This window comes from Lysinibacillus sp. NPDC095746 (assembly GCF_044763535.1).
In the GTDB taxonomy this organism is placed as follows: Bacteria; Bacillota; Bacilli; order Bacillales_A; family Planococcaceae; genus Lysinibacillus.
On record NZ_JBIWGL010000012.1, the window covers coordinates 80,436 to 98,986 of the forward strand.

General features: G+C 32.9%; 10 protein-coding genes and 1 pseudogene. 1 reads left to right on the forward strand and 10 read right to left on the reverse strand.

The window, feature by feature from the left end; all coding sequences use genetic code 11:
- Positions 1-48: 48 nt before the first annotated feature.
- The 10 genes and pseudogenes from ACIQ7N_RS10970 to ACIQ7N_RS11015 all read right to left on the reverse strand — a co-directional run bounded on the left by ACIQ7N_RS10970 (position 49) and on the right by ACIQ7N_RS11015 (position 13,208).
- Positions 49-843, reverse strand: coding sequence for an ABC transporter permease (locus tag ACIQ7N_RS10970; RefSeq protein ID WP_402931929.1), 795 nt, complete (start codon positions 841-843; stop codon positions 49-51).
- Positions 836-1,603: an ABC transporter ATP-binding protein gene (locus ACIQ7N_RS10975; RefSeq protein WP_274067361.1), complete on the reverse strand. Its 768-nt coding sequence runs from the start codon at positions 1,601-1,603 to the stop codon at positions 836-838. The genes ACIQ7N_RS10970 and ACIQ7N_RS10975 overlap by 8 nt, the downstream gene beginning before the upstream one ends.
- 1 nt (position 1,604) lies before the next feature.
- Positions 1,605-2,066, reverse strand: a pseudogene (locus tag ACIQ7N_RS10980) (ABC transporter substrate-binding protein); the annotation flags it as partial.
- A gap of 505 nt (positions 2,067-2,571) precedes the next feature.
- Positions 2,572-6,606, reverse strand: coding sequence for an NACHT domain-containing protein (locus tag ACIQ7N_RS10985; RefSeq protein WP_402931931.1), 4,035 nt, complete (start codon positions 6,604-6,606; stop codon positions 2,572-2,574).
- 876 nt (positions 6,607-7,482) lie between these two features.
- Positions 7,483-9,075 carry a recombinase family protein gene (locus ACIQ7N_RS10990; protein WP_402931933.1) on the reverse strand — a complete coding sequence of 531 codons (1,593 nt, stop codon included), beginning with the start codon at positions 9,073-9,075 and terminating at the stop codon, positions 7,483-7,485.
- 54 nt (positions 9,076-9,129) lie between these two features.
- Positions 9,130-9,333 (reverse strand): hypothetical protein, encoded by a 204-nt coding sequence (locus tag ACIQ7N_RS10995; protein WP_402931935.1) that lies wholly within the window; start codon positions 9,331-9,333, stop codon positions 9,130-9,132.
- A gap of 467 nt (positions 9,334-9,800) precedes the next feature.
- Positions 9,801-11,318: a recombinase family protein gene (locus ACIQ7N_RS11000; protein ID WP_402931937.1), complete on the reverse strand. Its 1,518-nt coding sequence runs from the start codon at positions 11,316-11,318 to the stop codon at positions 9,801-9,803.
- Positions 11,315-12,700, reverse strand: a complete 1,386-nt coding sequence (locus tag ACIQ7N_RS11005; protein WP_402931939.1) for a recombinase family protein — start codon at positions 12,698-12,700, stop codon at positions 11,315-11,317. The genes ACIQ7N_RS11000 and ACIQ7N_RS11005 overlap by 4 nt, the downstream gene beginning before the upstream one ends.
- 20 nt (positions 12,701-12,720) lie before the next feature.
- A complete protein-coding gene (locus tag ACIQ7N_RS11010) occupies positions 12,721-12,876 on the reverse strand; it encodes a hypothetical protein (RefSeq protein WP_402931941.1) in 156 nt (51 codons plus the stop codon).
- A 185-nt stretch (positions 12,877-13,061) separates the two neighbouring features.
- On the reverse strand, positions 13,062-13,208 hold the full coding sequence (locus ACIQ7N_RS11015) for a hypothetical protein (protein ID WP_402931943.1): 147 nt from the start codon (positions 13,206-13,208) through the stop codon (positions 13,062-13,064).
- 480 nt (positions 13,209-13,688) lie between these two features.
- On the opposite strand from ACIQ7N_RS11015, the gene ACIQ7N_RS11020 reads away from it, so the two are divergent.
- Positions 13,689-18,101, forward strand: a complete 4,413-nt coding sequence (locus ACIQ7N_RS11020) for a hypothetical protein (RefSeq protein WP_402931944.1) — start codon at positions 13,689-13,691, stop codon at positions 18,099-18,101.
- Positions 18,102-18,551: the final 450 nt, after the last annotated feature.

Genomic DNA, 18,551 nt, shown 5'->3' on the forward strand with positions numbered 1-18,551 from the left:
GCAACAAAAGGAGGTGGCTCATTATATTTGAGACACCTCCTTTGTCGTCTAACCATTATTTTTTACAATCGCCTTCTCAATCAACTCGACAACCTGATACATAATCGTCGCAAAAAAAGCGATGATGAGAAGTGACATAAGCACAAGATTAAAATTAAACACTTGGAAGCCATAAATAATTAAATAACCTAGACCTTTTGAAGCAACTAAAAATTCACCTACAATAACACCTACCCAAGAAAGTCCTACGTTTACTTTCAAAGTAGAAATAATCGTTGGAAATGAAGCAGGTAAAATGACTTCCCTAAATATTTGCCATCTAGTTGCCCCAAAAGTTTGTAATACTTTGCTATAGTTCGGATCTACCCCTTTAAATGCTGTATAAACTACGATGGTTGTAATAATGATTGAAATCAACGCACCCATCGCTATAATTGAAAAATACCCCGGACCAAGAGCAACTATTAAAATTGGTCCTAAGGCAACTTTCGGCATGGCGTTTAAAATAACTAAATACGGATCTAGTACCTTTGATAGCATCGGTGACCACCACAATACAATTGCTATTAAAGTGCCTATTAATGTACCAGCAATAAAGCCAATGATTGTTTCCATTAACGTAACACTAACGTGCAGTGTTAACGAACCATCGCTCACTTTTTCTACTAATGTGTGCCATACCTGCGTTGGTGAACTAAAAATTAAACGGTCAATCCATCCAAATCTTGAAAGAAGCTCCCACCCACAAAAAAATACGATTAAGATGATAAGCTGATATAATCGAACATAGCGCTTTTCTTTTTTTAACATTTGCAGATACTGTTTAAATAAAGCATTATCCAAGACTCTCCAGCTCCTTCCAAATAGTTTGGAATATATCTGAATATGCTGGATGCTGTCGAACATCAAAAGGTGAAAGCTCTTGTAACTCCGCAGGTATGTCAAAAACTTTATGCAATGTACCCGGATTTGCCGAGAATAGAAATACCCGTTCACTCATCGCAATGGCTTCACCAATATCATGCGTTACAAGAACTGCAGTTTTTTGATAGGCCTTTAACGTTTCAACAACCAAATCCTCCAGTTTTAATTTAGACTGATAATCAAGTGCCGAAAACGGTTCATCTAGCAATAAAATTTTAGGGTCCACCGCTAAAGTTCTTGCCAGCGCTACTCGTTGACGCATGCCACCTGATAACTCTCTCGGATAATTATTCCCTACATGCGGTAAACCAATTTCTCGCAAAAGCGCATTTGCAGTTACTTTATGCGTTTTAGTGCTTCGCTCCATGATTTTTAAACCAATCGTGACATTTTCTTCAATCGTCTTCCAAGGAAATAAATAATCTTGCTGAAGCATGTAACCAATGAGAGACTGATTGTGTGATGAAATTTCCTCACCATCAATGTAAACCTTACCTTCTGTAGACGAAAACAAGCCCGCAATAATTGATAATAACGTCGTTTTCCCACATCCGCTAGGTCCTATAAAAGAAACAAACTCACCTTCACGAATTTCCAAATTTATATCCTGTAAAACATCCTTAGCCTGCGTTTTCGAAAAATAGCTATGGTGAATATTTTCTACTTTTAAAATTTCCATATTACTCAGCTGCCTTTTTAGCATAGGTTGTATTCACAAGCTTTTCATAATCTACCCGTTGAGGAAGTTCACCTGCTTCCTCCATGATCTTTTGCAAGTTATCCCATTCCCCCTTATCCAAAATAGGATCTGTAGCATAGGAACCTTGTGATTTATAACGCTCAACCACGGTTTCAATTAAGCCAACGTCTACATTTTCAAAATATGGCTGAATAATTTTCGCTATTTCAGCAGGACTTGCTTTTTGTACAAAATCCTGTGCTCGTTTCAAAGCATTTGTAAAGCCTTGAACTGTTTTCGCATTGTCTTTTAAATAGCTACTTTTCGCCATAAACGATGTATAAGGTAATTGACCCGATTCAGTACCAAATGAAGCGACAATATAACCTTTACCTTCTTTCTCAAAGATACTAGCTTGTGGTTCAAATAGCTGTACATAGTCCCCTGTTCCAGAAGCAAAGGCTAAGGGTTACAAAAAACACTACTATTTACAAAGCTAAATGAAGTAATTTACATTGAATGGTATAAGTACAAACCACACTTTTAAAATAATCTCAAATTAAGTTTAAGTTGACTTAGCAAAAATGAATGAGCTAATCAGTATGTTTTAAATGTATTGAATTCGTTTAGACTTTCTTCCTATTCAAATAAAAATGGACTGTTGATTTGTATTTTAATCAACAGTCCTAAATTCAGATTTCACAGAAAAGTTCAATCAATTTCTACCTGTGTTGCTTCACAATCGCGCCCGATCGTCGAATATCGATTCACTATTGCATAGTATGTTTTTACTACGAAATAGTGAATATTTTGACTGTGGTGTATACTACAATTTTTTCTTTATCCATTAATGGCTGGTGGCAATTCATATAATATTTTTTATTAGTTTAATACAAAGTAATTCAATCTTTGGAATAGATTAATTATACCTGATCCAATAGTGTATTTACTTAGCTTACAGACCCCTATCATAAAAGTTCTCTTAACGATTTTAGTGCTTGACTTTTCACACCCGTATCAGTTTCCTCTAAGCTAGCCTGTGAAATATCGATCGCCTCTTTTTTGCTAAATACTTTGCCTAATGATAAAAATTGCAGAAACCTTTTACGTACCTTTGCTGACGGACTTTCTATAAGTTTTTTAATTTCGCATTTTACCTCTTTCAAAATCTGTACATCTACATCAAAAATAGCATTAAGTAAAATTTCTGACTTGTTCCCTTGTTTTATTTCTTGAACAATCCGAACCAATTGTTCTTTATTATTAGTCAAGTATTGGGTCAATCCAATTAATCCTTCTTTACTTACATCATGTCTTGGGTGTAAGGCCAAATGCTGTAACTCATCAAAGTCTAACAAACTCCTTTTTGCAGATAACCTTACTAAATATGGTAACGGAGTATTAGGTACAACATTACAGTTTGGACAGTGTCCACCAGTAACCCATATTTTACATCTATCACAAATAACACCTTGAATATCCCAATGCGCAAGCACTTCTTTTACCGTCTGATCAGCAAACAGATTTAACTCTTCCATAGCTCTGACTGCAGATATAGCAACTTCATTGTCGTGGAGTTTAATTCCTTCTAAAATAGGTTCAAGTAATTTCGGATTATTCTGCGCATTCGGAAGTAGGCAAATCATTTCATAGATATATCTGAAGCCGTAATGTATTTCACCTCGAAGAATGTCCAAATAAATTGACAGTGCTTTATCCTCATCATATACAAAAGGAATTACCTTCGCCCCATACTCGTACGCTTGTTTATTATGAAATATATTTGGAATTAATAATTTTGCCTGATCCCCACCTGCACCATTTACAATCAATCTTGTAGCATTAGAGGCTATAGTATCGGCTGGATTAGATAACGCGTTAACTAATTGCCACGCATCCAAATCAAGTTCTTTTACAAGATCCCAGTCCGGTTCTATTCTTGGTACATCAGGTAATATTCTATAAATAGACCGATTAACATTAATATCCGGTTGAGTAAGCACTGCGTGGACTTCACGATATAATTCTGCCTGATCAATCTTAAATACCATAATCATCCCTGTAACAACTGCCTCCATAGAAATTAAAGATTGCTTGTCCTTAGGAAGTCGTAGTAAATCACCTGCGATATGCTCTCCAACCTTCATGCCCTCATAAAGAGTAGCTAATTGTTTAAAATGCTTAACTTTTTCAGAGCTTTTCACTATTTGTTTTGGAATTACGTTAAGAATCGATTGGAGTAAAACTTGCTCTGATTCTCTCATGCGTTTCTCTTGAGCTTCAAAATCGAACAATTTACTAATATTACTTGAGAATTTATTTCTAATAATTTCAATTGCAATTTTATTTCCAGTACTACTGATTAACTTTCCTATTTTTTCCGCTGTTTTCAAATTGCTATTAGTATTGGTTATAGCACTACAAACATTTATCAAATCTTTGTCATCTATTCTGTCTCGTAATAACTGTTCCAAGCCTAGTACCAACGTATCATTCCATAATAGCCAACCTGTAGGAATACCCAACAAGCCCCTTTTCGTGTCCTTGTCATCAAAACCTTCTTCTAACCATTCCACAAAACTTGTGGATGTAAAAAGAGTCCTCCCTGTCCTCAATGTCAGATAAATTGCTACTAACCTTGTCCAACTTTGTTTATGATCTAACAAAGGCTCTACTAACTCTAGAGTCCATTGTGGTTCTTGTTCGGCAAGAAAGCCATATACATCTGCAGCTTCATAAGCTAACAATGGAATAGGTGATATGATGTTCGATGTTAGTCGTTTTAATACTTGCTTATTCAAATCAGGAATTGGATCAGTCTCTGCAAGTATCGCAGCTGCAAGTACCATATCGCTAAACAAATCATGTTCAGGTTGCTCCATACCAAGCAATTGCTCAACAAAAATTTGAGCTGTTCCAACTCCTCCTGCCATTAGTAATGTTTCACGCCATTTGGGGTTTCGGAAAATACGATGAAAGATAGTAATTTGTTGGCTTTCATTCAATTCTGACAAGTAGCATGCAGCCGCATATTCTTCTAATGACAAGTGTAAAAATGTACAAGCGTCATCGTATTCGAACTGCAATCGCTCTATAATTCCTTTTTCTGTAAAGTACAACAAACAATTCGCTGCTAACTCCCTAGCTTCAAGCTTCTTTAAGCCTTTTCTATCAGATAAATGATTTGCTAAACCGCTAATTAGTTGTTTTTTGGAGCATACACCATTTTCGTTCCTTGCGGACTGTAGAGTCCAGCCCAGCCAATACAAAGCCTCGATAGCAACTTCATGGTTGACGTTTAACTGTTCTCCTCTTTCCGTTTGAGTCATCCATAAATCAATTACTTTATCATATAAGTCCGTACGATATTTACCGAATGTTTTTCCAGAAAAAGATAATTGCAAAAGGAAGTTTAAAAGTAAGGGGCTACGAGCAGCTATTGAAGCTGTTTTATTACTTTCTAATTGCTTTTTAAACCTCTTTAAAACAGATGAAATATCCCCCTTATTTTTCCCTAATAATTCAAGTACCTTTGGAGCATATTCATATATTTCGTTTTCATTCAACGGTAAAATTTCTACATGATGAAAATCATGAAAGTAAGCTGCTTCATAGCCTACTGGTCTACTTGTTATGATAACCTGTAAATCTTTCCGTGACATACACCAATCCTGCATTACCGAACTAATTTCTTTTTTGTTAGGACCGCATTCATCCAAACCGTCCGCAATTAACACATCTGGTTCTCCTAATGCATATTTCACTAACTCTTTATTACCTGAATAATTTTCTAAAGCTACATTCCATAATGCATCATCAAATGATTTTCCTGTTCGGACTTCTTGGGCCAATCTTGAAAATTTGATATACAAAACCTTTTTTTGATCTTTTATAAGCCGGTTCACAGTCCGCATAGCTAATGTGCTTTTTCCAGTACCTGGGCCACCAATTAACACAATCCGTGTACCTAACAAAGTAATTTCTTGAGCATTTCGCCGTCTTATTTGATTGTGACCAGATAACCGCTCCCATTCATGATATTTCTCGACTGCCTTTACTATCGTGTCCATTGACGATTTGCCATCTAAGTCCCACACATTAATACTAGCCCATGCTGTATCAATTGGAAGTGGTAATTGAATACCAGGTACAATAAACTTACTTGTCTTTTTTTCAAGCCAATTCCAATAATTCTTCAGCTCAATTGTTTCTTCATGGTTTTTTTTTTCATTTCGCAGTTTCAAGTTGGATTCGTTTTTAAAGAAATCAGAAATTATTTTATAACTCGTACTCTCTTTATCTACTTTACATATACTTCTATGGTTTTCCTCCACAGGATGAGACACTTGAATATATGGAGGATTTGAAGAAAACGAATTCACCGTTCTATCAGATAATCCATATATATTTTCTTGTCTTATATGGTTCAAACGATTTTGACTGTAACGGACCCATTTATGCGCTTGGTCTTCAACTTCTTTTCCTATTAACCGTAAAGATCTTGTTTGCTCAGAAACTACATAATGACTTATGAAGCCAGGTAAAAAAGATGCTAGTCTACTAAATCCTGTTGCCACCGACGATCCATAAAAAGGAACAGAAAAATAAACAATTCCTTTTACCCTATCAACAAAATGATAATCCTCACGTTCCAGTTGATGAATCAATAATTGCTGTACAATTAATCCTCCCATGCTGTGAACAATGAAGTATAAGTCTTGATCTTTCAACCTGACATTTAACTCAGTATGTAAAAGTTTGGCTACATCATGATAGTGATGCTGTTTGAAAAAAGGACCTGACTTATAACCAAAGCTAAATATATCATAGTAATTGTAAATTGGATCTTGCTTAAGAAGGAATGATAGAGAGTCTTCACCTTTTCTTGTCCATGTATTAAAAGGGTGTCCCCCTAAACCATGAATAAAAACAATTGCTGATTTGTTACCTTGGCTTCTGATCTCATTTAGCCCTTCAATCTTAACCGTATCTCCACTTGGCATAATAATCACCTCACTTCAATTGCTAATCTTTTTAATTATAATATGGAAACAAACCAACTTCATAGCATTAGTATACAGGTAATAGAATTAATCTTGAGGTAGTGTATGTGAATTGTAGTCGTCTGAATCACTCCAGGGATCTGAATAATCCAGTAACAAACAAAAAGGGTACCTCATTTTTGAAAAGTATCTCACCATTAGTTAAATAAAAAAATTCCTTATGAATGAATAATTTCCATAAGTTCGTTAAAATCAACAAGTAAATTAGTCTCAAGTCTCATGCCTCAATACACTAACTATCTGATTTCTTCAATCTAAACCAATAAAAAATTATTGAAAATGTTGTAAAATGTCGCATATTAAACATATGAACAATCTCTTTTCCATCGGGAATAAATCCATTTCCCATATTTCCTTTTATTTCAACAATAGTTAAAACCTTATGAGAACTGATACTATCATAACTCAATAAGTCACCAGAACTATAACTTGAGAAAAAGCCAAAAGTTTGCACTATTAAAAGTTCAAAGTCAATCCACTCTTTGAGCCATTATTACTTACTATTTGAATTAATTACTGTTATTTTCATAGTCATTTGGGATTTCCACTTTAAAAAGCTTTTTTCATTTATCTAGCCCTTCTTCAATGTTTTCTCCAAGAGTTATTAATTACCAAATATAATTTTCTCATTATGAAATTACCGTTTAATGTGGAATAAGAAAAAATCCTGCATATCAACACAGGATTTTTAACAAAATTAATTCTGTATTATCAATCATTATTTTAGATAATTGAATTTTGCTTTAATTGTTCAATATTTATTTAAAACTACACTTGTACCAGCTAACTAACCGGTTTATTTAAAACTGAAATATTCTAATTAAACTTCCCTTCAAAGTAATCTGATAACCATATATTCAGTTCAATTTCTATTTCATTTTTTCCTAAATAAACCTTATTAATTATTCTAGAGAGCATCGCTTTTTTTAGATCATCATCTGCTTCATTAAATTTTGGCTCCCAATTTTCTAATTCATTTGCTAAATAGTTCACATCCGAATAGTTTTCTCTCTCTTTTTCTAATTCTTCTTTCAAAGAATTTAATTGTGATGACTTTTCTTCTATTTGCTTTTCTACTGCATTAATGGCTCCTGATAACTGTTCAGCAGTAAAAGAACTTTCCCCGACTAAAGTTTTCCCAATTTCAAGGTTTAATTTTTCATGTTGCTTTGTTAAAGCTAAATACTCTTTTTCTAAATTATGAACATTCCGTTCCTTTAGCTTTAGCAAATCAGCTTTCATATTTTTACTTGTATCAAGAAAAGATCTCATTTCAAATTGTGATAAGATCATTTTTATCTTATTAATAATTAATGTATCGAATTTTTTTCCGCCCCAGATATTTTGTTGATGATCACAATATAATTTACCTTTATTTAAAGGACATTTATATCGGTAAATGGTGTTTTTATAGTATCCATCTTTATTGTTATATTTTGAATTCCTATATAGATAATTAGGGGTTAATTTTGAACCGCAATATTTGCAAGATGCCAAACCTGAAAATAGTAATTTCCCTGTTCTTGGTATATCCGATTTGTCTTGTTCTTTAATATTACTGCTTCTTTTATTTCTTATCTGTTCAGCTTGATTAAATAACTCATCTGGAATAATTCTTAACTTTTCGTTAAATGGCTGCATTCCTCCTACAGCATTTTTATATCTCTTTAATCCAATGTAAACTGAATTTGATAAAATTTTCTGTATGGTACTCACCGCAAAAACTTTACCATCTCTATTTCGATACCCATTTTCATTTAAATAATCAACAATTTTTCTATACCCCATATGTTTATTTACATATAATTTATAAATCAACTTAATCATTTCTGATTCATCTTCATCTGGCACTAATTCTTTAACTAGCCTCTCTCTATTTTTCCAATGTTGCTCGGCTGTTTCAACAATTTTGTATCCAATTGGTGCCGAGCCACCTTGAAAATAACCTTGTTCACTTAGCTGTTTTTTTGCTTCTTTTACCCTAATCGATGTTTTTTGACTTTCACCATCCGATTGCCAAAAGCTTATATAATTTAGAAGCTTATCAATATGAGATTCAATTTTTCTTTGGCCCTCTTTGACAGACCAGATCTCAATATCGTTCTGAATTAAAAAATTTACCATTACTGGTGTTTCATCTTCTCTTCGACCTAGACGATCGAACATGAAAACCAATAATACGTCAAATTCTTTATTTAATGCGCCTTCTTTTAGTATTGCCATTTCATCTCGTTCGTTTACTGTTTTTTTCCAACCAGATACTCCTTTTTCGTATAACTCATTTGTTATGATCCAATCTGGTTTATTTTTCACGAATTCATGACAAGAATTTCTTTGCATCGGTATATCATCATCTGTACTTACTTGTTGTTTCTTAGATACACGATAAAGACACCAAGCTCGTTTCATCTTCACACACCCGTTTCATTTGCCTGTTACTGTTATGTTATAAAAAAGAGCTATTTATAATATCTCTAAGAAAAACGTTTTTAATGCATTTTTAGCATCTTTTCTTTTTTCTCGATCTTTGGTAAATTTCAAATGTATTTTTACTTCGTTTTCTGAAATATCCTTTAAATAATCAAATTTATCATCTGGTTTGTGTAAATACTTTACTCCACCTATGTCAATTTCCCCCAACGATTGATGATGAATTACTTCCTCCATAATAAATCACTCCGATGTTATGGGATGTTAAAGTGTATTCGAACTGAATCGATAATATTAGTCATTTTTTACGTCCAAAATGTCTTATAATAACACCTAATTCAACATCCTTTTTAGTTCTTTAAAAAAGAAAACCCCATAGAAAGATCTACACACTTGTGTAAATCTTTCTATGGGGTTTTCCCTTTTCGTTTATTTTTTTATTATTAATAACAGTATATCTTCGTATTTTTATATTTTAAGTCTTTAAAAAAAATAATATTTCCTTAGGTTTAGATTTTCGGTTTTTTGACCATTATTAAAATATAGGTTTCGGTTTTCCAATCATCGAGGAATTCCAAGATGGTTGAAGAACCGAACTAACATGCTCTAAAAGCCTTGATAACAAGGGCTTTTAGAAGTGTTGATTTTATGAAAGTAAATTTAGTCCCTTTGTTTTCGGTTTCCTGACCAGTCAAAAATGTTACTTATTGCATTTTTTCGGTTACATAACCAGTTGACTTTTCTAGTGAAACAAATGGAGAGAGACGATAACTAATTTGGATTTCGTTATTTTTTTCAAAGTTGATTTGTACTTCGTCGAAAAATAATAATAAAAAAACCCTTAGTTCTGTATCTGAAAAATCATAAAAGCTATGATTTAGTATTTCTTTTAAAGTAATTATTAAATAATCATCCTTGATAAGCAGTTCGATTTCGTCCATCGACTCACTAATATAAGTTATTTCATTTTCCAAGTGTCGCTTTGCAGTCAGAAACGTTTCACGTAATAGTGATGAATTTATTATGTCATCTGCTAGAGTTTTTTCGTTAAGGAATACTAATTCACGTTGTTGCTTAAGACTATCTTTAGTCTTTTTAAGTTTAGTAGACCACTGTTTAAGTTGCTTCCTAGATGTAGTACTAATAGTATCGAGTTGGGTATTCCACTTTTTCAGTAGATCATTTAAAACTGCTTCATGGGCAGGTAGTATTGGAACACTATTATTGCATTCTAAACACTTATAAATTCTATATGCCCCAGGTTTACCTTTAGGCGAGTGATCTTTAGCTATTAAGCAAGTATTACAACTTTTACATTTAATAATCGAACGAAGATAAAATGGAGTATTCATCGTTCCGAGTCGTTCTTTCAAATCATTTATTTGTTTCACTAAATGAATCACAGTTGTACTAATTATTGGAGAATGGACATTTTTAAATAACTCAATATCTCTTTCGGGTTTTGGCTTACTAATTTCGTAACTTGTTCTTACATTCCAAGATAAGTTGCCTGAGTAAGCTCGGTTTGAAAGGATATAACCAATTGTGCTGCTGTTCCAATTCTTTACTTTAATTGTTGTAATAGCAGATTTATTTAAGAATTGAGCAATAATGCTATGTGAATGCCCCCAACTTGCAAGATAATAGATTAGCTCTACTACTATTGCATCGTCATTTGGATGCAAAACCCCATGTTTCATATCATAACCTACAGGGGTGCGGGAGCCTGGGCGTTTTGGTTGTTCACGGTTTAATAGATTTCCTTGAGCATCGATAGTGCGGACGGATTTTATTTCAGATTCTTCCGCTGCAAAAACAAGCTTAGCCTGAACAATTGGATCGTCTGGATTCCATTCACCATCGCCATGCGTACTAAAAAATTTTACATGTGGATACTGCAACTTGATTGGAGTGTAAACTTCATTATAGAAATCTGTGATACTTCTTGTGATTCTTGATTCCTCGTAAAAGCAGATTGCTTCCGCTCCATTAGCAATATCTTCAAAAATGAGTTGAATACCCTCTCGTTTACTAATGTTACTACGAAATGCACTAGTCGCTTTATCTGCTCGCCAATTAGTAATGTCTAGTTTTTCTCTTTCAGCTAATACTTGGATTTGGCTTTTTTGAATTGCTAAAGAGTTATTGCCATCTTGTTTTTTGTCAGAATAGCGAAGATAAGCAGACGCTTTTATCAATTTAGATGTTTCAGTATTATTCATGATGCATCAAAATCCTTTACAAACGACGATAGGAACAGATCAATATGAAGATGCGTTTTATAAACAGAAATATTAGCAACAAATAATTCAATGAGTTGTTGAATTTCCTGTTCAGTAAAATTAAAATTTTGCTGTGACAATAGCTGTGTCATGTCCTTAACTTCACTACTTAATTGTTGTAAAAATAGCAAATCCTGTTCTAAGTCATTGTATTTGTTTTTGAGGACTTGAATTCCTTCTAAATAGGTGGAGATAAGAGATTTTGCCTTTCCATCATATGTGCAAAGTTTCAGAGAAGTATCCAAATATTTGGATGCTGTACTTTCTAAGGCATTTTGTAACTTTTTTTGTGCTGCACTAACCTGTTTTGGAATCACGTTTTTTACAAGGGGAATCGAAAGCGATTGTACATAATTCAAAACAGTTTTTGTTACTAAATTATTAACTTCTTCAACGGCAATATGAATCCGTTTGTGATTAGCACTACAAACAAAATAACCTGGTTTTAATGCATCCTCTTTCCGATGCTTCATTGAATTTCCGCATTCACCACAAAGTGGAGTAAATAAAAGTTGCTTATTAACATCTACTAATTTTTCAAGATAGTAAGCTATAAATTCATCAAATTTTGTTTTTACTTCAAGAAATAAGTTCAACGAAATAAAAGGTTCTACATGAGGCAGTAGCTGATAACTATTTTTCGTTTCGTAATGCCCCGAATAAAAGGGATTCGTTAAGGTTTTAATAATTTTGTCTGGATCCTTTAATCCTTTTCTTCGAAGCATTAAAAAATCAAGGAACTGTTCTTCATTAACAACCTTACTAAAGTCGGTAAATAATGATTCAATTAAACATTTCTTATCCTCGTTAATAATGTAACGTCGTTTACTTGTCTCATCAGTAATTCGTTTATATCCAAAAATACTTGATGGATATTGCTTGCGTGCATCCGCAGTACGTGTACTGATATTTTGACCTTCCATTTGAGCAAACATGCCATAAAACGCTTCAAGTGCAAGTTTATTCTTAAACGGAGGTTCATTACTAGCGGTATAGATGACTTCCACACTATATTTAATAAAAATCTTTGCTATATCGACAAATTCATAAAAGTTCCTTGCCAACCTGTCCCGTTTATAGACAACTACTGTTTTAACTTTACCTTCTTTAATTAAAGCAATTAGTTGCATTAAGTTGGGTCTGTGATTCATTTTAAGTTTCGTAGCTGAAACATCATGATCATTTAGATTGATAATAAAATTTTCCTCACCACTAAGTCCGATTGACTCAAGATACTGTTTAGCTGCAGCGTCTTGTAATTCAAGGCTTTGAGCAGCGGAACTCACCCGTTTGTAAAGAATAATCAAATTTTTTTCCTTCATAAAAGACTCCTTTTGTTAATTTATTTTCTACTGATTAGTAAAGCTCGTAGTCTGTAATCATCTTTTGCAATATGATCAAGAAGTATTTTTTCAATAAACTTTCTAAACCATAATTCAGATTCAGATGATAGTTCTTCAGAATAACTTACTTTTACAACACGAAATTGTTCTTTCATTTAGTTCCCCCCAGTCTTTTTCCTTCATCTTTAACTGGGAGGGAACTTTTTATACTTAATTTCTTTTTTCGGTATTAGTAGATTTCATTTTTTCAAAATCAAGTGACATTTGAACATCTTTAATTTCTTTCGATTCGTAGTTTCCTCTTGGTGTAATAACAGTGTTTGTTTTATAGCCAGGGATTTTAAGTTTCTTTATTATTTTGTTCATATTTTTGTTCCTGTAAATGGATGAACAACTGAATGATAGACTTCGAAATACCAAAGGCTCCACAATGTTCAAGACATTGCTCATACCATTTTGGAGTTGTGTGATAACGTTTGTTCTCCATTGGCGGAGTCCCTCCTTTCTAGTAAAAGTAGTTTATAGAATTGGTTGCTATTGGCCTTGGCTTTCAAGCTTTAATCATAATACTCGGAAATTTTGAAAATCTAATAGTTCAAAAGTGCCTTTTTTGTTTGCATCAAGTTTGTTAAACATTTATTGTATAATTCAGTGGGATATATTTACTTTTATGATTTTAATTAACCCGTATAAATGGAGGTAGACGTTACAAGACTCTGGATTCAGCAGATTTAAATAATTATGCTAAGTTAATTTGCGACTGCCTAAAAGGAATTCAAGGTGTTTTAATTGATGATATAAAAGATAATTTTACTTAGAGACAGTATCATATCTTCAAACAACTCAAACTACTTATTTTTTGAGATAATAGGAATGTGAAGATAATGTAAAAACGTTATTTGAAGGATAAAAATGGATGTTATTCGATTTGGAATGCAAATATGGCAGCAGCTAGGGGGTAACAAAAATGAGCTTTTTAACATATATAGCGGGAACCTTAATAGCACCGAATTTAGCGGGTTATCTTATATCAAAAGGTTTAACGGATATGAAAGAAAAGAAATTAATTAAAGAAATAGAAGATATAGTTACTGAATTTAATCGAAATTTTGATGATACTGAGGTTGATAGTAACTATTTTGTAGAATTTCTTGAACGGAATAAGATTAGTGACACAATCATACAAAGAGTATTTAATGCTTACAAAACTTCAAGAGAAGATTACGAAGCTATATCCAAGAAACTAGCCCAAGAAGCCGTCGAATTCGTCAATATTAAGAAAGATAAATTTAAGCATACGCAAGTTAAGAAACCCAGTGATTTTGAAGGGTACTTCTCTGAATTATTTGAAATTCTAAGTGATTTTCGAGAATCGTTATTAAGCATTAAAGAGAAGGCAGTTCTATCAATCGTTGATGAGTCAATTGGTAAATCAATTGGTAAATCAATTGGTAAATCAGAAGGCAAAATTATTAAAACTATTGAGGAAAAGCTAAGTGATGATAATTTGTTAGGAAGGTATAGAAACCTTGCGCATGATGAGCGAATCCTGCCTAGGCTAGAGGAATTGAATCACGAATATAAAACATCTTTTATTCCATTGGGCAATGGGTTTATTAAGAGAAAAGAATTTTCTATATGTAGAAAAGCAATAGATTCCGGGAACTCTTTGATAATACATGGAAAGGCTGGAAGAGGGAAAAGCGGGTGTACAGTAGATATAATCGATTATTGTGAAGAAAATACGATATCATATTTGGCAATTAAATTAGATAAACGGATTCCAAGTATGACTGCCGAGAAGTGGGGGGGAGATTTAGGATTACCTGCATCGATTACTCATTGTATTGACAGTGTTTCTAAAAATGAAAGAGCAGTAATTATTTTGGATCAGTTGGATGCGCTTCGTTGGACTTTGGCGCATTCTAGAGATGCATTATTGGTATGCGCTCAGATTATAAATCAAGTAGAGAGATTAAATGTTGAGAGGGAAAATAAAATATCCGTAGTTTTTGTATGTCGAACCCATGACTTGGAGAACGATAATAATATTAGATCATTATTTAAAAAGGTTGATTCAAAAGAGGAAGTTATTCAATGGTCTAAGGTTCAGGTTAATGAGTTGGACGAGGATTTAGTTAAGGGCATTGTTGGGAAGCGTTATGAGCAACTAACTAGTAAACTGAAAGAGATACTAAGGATTCCAAGTAATCTATATATTTGGCAACATTTAGATTCAAGCAAAGTATATGCAGAATGCTCTACCGCAACCCATTTGGTCTCAGAATGGTGGGGGCAACTGTCCGATAAATGTTTTGAATTTGGATTGAGAGAAGACAATCTAATTAAGATTAAAGATAAAATGGTAACTTTTTTAGAAAAATCTAGTAAAATATTTATTCCCTTAAGTATATTAAACGAAAATAAATCATCCTTAGAATTTTTATCTTCGAATGCTTTCTTAATAATTCAAGATAATAAAGTTTCGTTTTCCCATCAATCTATATTAGACTGTTTTTTAGCAGAAAAGATGCTTCAGAGATATTATGACGGTGAAGATATCGTAGATATTATTGGGGCTAAAGATAAACAAACACCCGGAAAAAGATATCAAGTGCAAATGTTTATGCAAAATTTATCTGAATTTGATAGCCTCGATTTTATTAATGCTGGGCAAAGAATGGTTGAGGCAAATCAAATTAGATATTTTGTCAAATTTGTTTTTTTCGAGGTGTTAAATCAGATAGATAATATAGATGAAAATATACAAAATTTTATTGTGAAAAACTGTGAAAATAAAAAATATGGTAATCATATTATTAATAACGTTATATTTTCCAAGCCCAAGTATATTAAGTTACTTTTGCAATATGGCATTTTAGAGAAATGGTTTAACAACCCATCTAAGAAAGATATGGTTATCAATTTGCTTGTAAGTATGAGCCCGCATTTTGAGGTTGATGATATTACGTTCATTGAAAAATATGCATTTAATTCACAGGAAGACGATAATAAATTCTCTAACTGTTTTTTGCATGATATAAATCAGGATACGGATGAGTTATTTGAATTAAGAATGAAATTTTATAAACAATATCCCCCAATGGCTGATAACTATCTTGACTTTAAGTCGATGCTCAAAAATTGTGAAATAAGAACAATACGGCTAGTGGCTTTTTTATTGGAAAATAAAATTAAAAGCAAGGGGAAACAAATTTATAATTATGAAGAAGAATTTCTAGATGAAGACTCTGAAATTCTAATAAATAATGGGGAAGAGGTTCTTAATTTATTATTGCCATTCGTTCCTACAGATAAAGACGTAAGCTTGATATATAGTGATTGGTCTGGTAAATATTTTCATAAAAGAGGACTAGAAAGGGCTTGTATCCAAATTATAAAGAAAGCGAATGCAGCAATAATTTCTCAACAACCGGAAAAATTCTTTGATCGCTATAAAGAATTCATGGGAAAAGGTAATGATTTATTTAATGAAATTATATTGGATGGATTATACAGATTGCCAGAAAGTTATAGTGATATTGTAATAAATTATTTATGCAGTGATTTCAACAGCAACATATTCGATAAGACAAGTGGCAATGGTGATAAATTACTTCTTGCTAAACAAATATTAGGAAAGCATACGAGATACTGCAGTGAGGATATTTTTAATGTATTGGAAGACCGAGTTATAAGTTATCTATCGACACAAGCTAAAGATTTATATCGAAGTAGAATTAATTATAATAGAGAAAAAAACGGCTATACAGTTTATTGGAGTTTCTGGGGTGATTTTCAAAAAGAAATTCTAGAAGTACTCCCCTATAATCGATTGGGTATTCAAGCAAAAGATTTGCTTCGTATTTTAAGACGTAAATTTCCTGAAGGGTCAACTTTATATAAATATTCAGATGGCCACGGCGGAACGGTAAGCTCCCCTGTGGCGGGGAAAAAATTAAATAACAAAAAGTGGCTAGAGATTTTAACTAATACAAAACTTATTCATAAAAGTCATTCTAGATGGAAAGAGGTTCCAGGAGGGTTTATTCATAATTCTATTGAAGAGTTTGCAAGTAGCTTTAGCAATGCTGTTTCCGAGGAACCCGAAAGAATGGTAAACCTAGTTCTTTCATATAAGGAGAATATTCCGGATGTATATGTAGATTCCTTATTTAGTGGAGTTGCATATAGTAAGGCACTGGATAATGTGCCGGTAGAGTTATTAGAAACAATGATTTTGACCTATCCATATGATTATATCTTACATCGGGCGAAATACATTTGCTTAATCATTCGAAATAGGAAAAACGTAAAATGGTCTCAAGAGGTTTTGGATATTCTAAAGGATATTGCGATTAACCATAAAAACCCGGAAATCGACAAACCCAATATAACTAATAATGAAGATAAAGAAATGCGTAGCTTTGATATGCTACAAAGTAATGCAATAAACTGCGTAAGGGGTATCGCAGCTGAAGCAGTAGCTCAGCTAATATGGAACGAAAGTTCTTTGTTTAACCAGTTTAAAGATACAATTAAAAAGTTGGCATTAGATGAAAACCCTGCAGTGAAATTAGCGAGTTTATTCGCATTATGGCCTTCGTATAACATAGAAAGAGATTGGGCATCAGGAATAATCTTAAATCTATTTGAACAAGATTACAGGCTAGTAGGTTTCCGTGATACGAAAAATATGCTCTTTTTGCTATATCCGAAATATCGTGAACGAGTATTAGAAGTTATTAAGAAATGCTACGAATCCGAAGATAAAGAACTAATTAAAATGGGTGCATATTGTCTGTCAGAGATGTTTATTCTTAAAAGTGAATTTGCCGAAATAATAAATAATGTGGATACAATGAGTGAAGTACAAGCAGAAGCAGTTTTTCATATGACTACTAATTATTTCAATAAAGATGAATTTAATTCATTAGCAAAAGATATGATACGCAAGTTTAAGGCAAGTACATTAAATCTGGAGATGCCGATTTCAAGATTATTCTATGATAATCTTATTAATTTAAAGAGAGACAAGGATTTTATAATCGAGATAATGAATTCCGGATTAAGTGGTAGAACAGTACATGCTTTTGTTCATTATCTTGAAGAAGAATCAAAGTCAGTAGTTGATTACAAAGATATTATACTTTCAATGAGTTACCATTTAGTCCGAAATGAAGTTGATAAATTTAAAGGTATTTGGGGAATAGAAGATGAAATTTCTAAATTGATTATTGGATTATATGATGAAACCTCTAACTCAACAATACCTGAGATAAAAGATATTGCAAATGAATGTCTCGATATATGGGATTTGATGTTCGAAAAGCAATTTGGGCAAATTAGATTCCTGAGCAAAAAACTAATGGAAAGATAAGAAGGTGTTGCGTGACTCCTATGTACAGCAGTTTTCCACCTTTAGACCTTTCAAATACTTCTTTTTTGTCCAAGTATTTAAAAGAAAAAACTTTCATATATTTTGTGCCTTTATTCGTACCTTAATGTTACCTGGATAAATTGTAAACTCACCAGCACCCCCATGTGTTGCCACATACACTAAACACACTGCGAAACTGTTGCAGTACTTGAATTAGTCTAATATATGTAACAAAAACTGAACTGCGCTGAGAAATCTGATTGAAGTTGGATTTTCCGGTGCAGTTTTTTTCAATAGCTTCTGCTTTTAAATTGTAGCTAATTATCTGAATTTTTTGTACCCGGTGCAGAAAGTTTAAGGATAAAAGTACATTTCCTAGAAAGGGTTTGGCTTTAATTAATTTTATTCGTGAGATTTGATGTATGAATAGAGCCTCTCCATAATTTGATT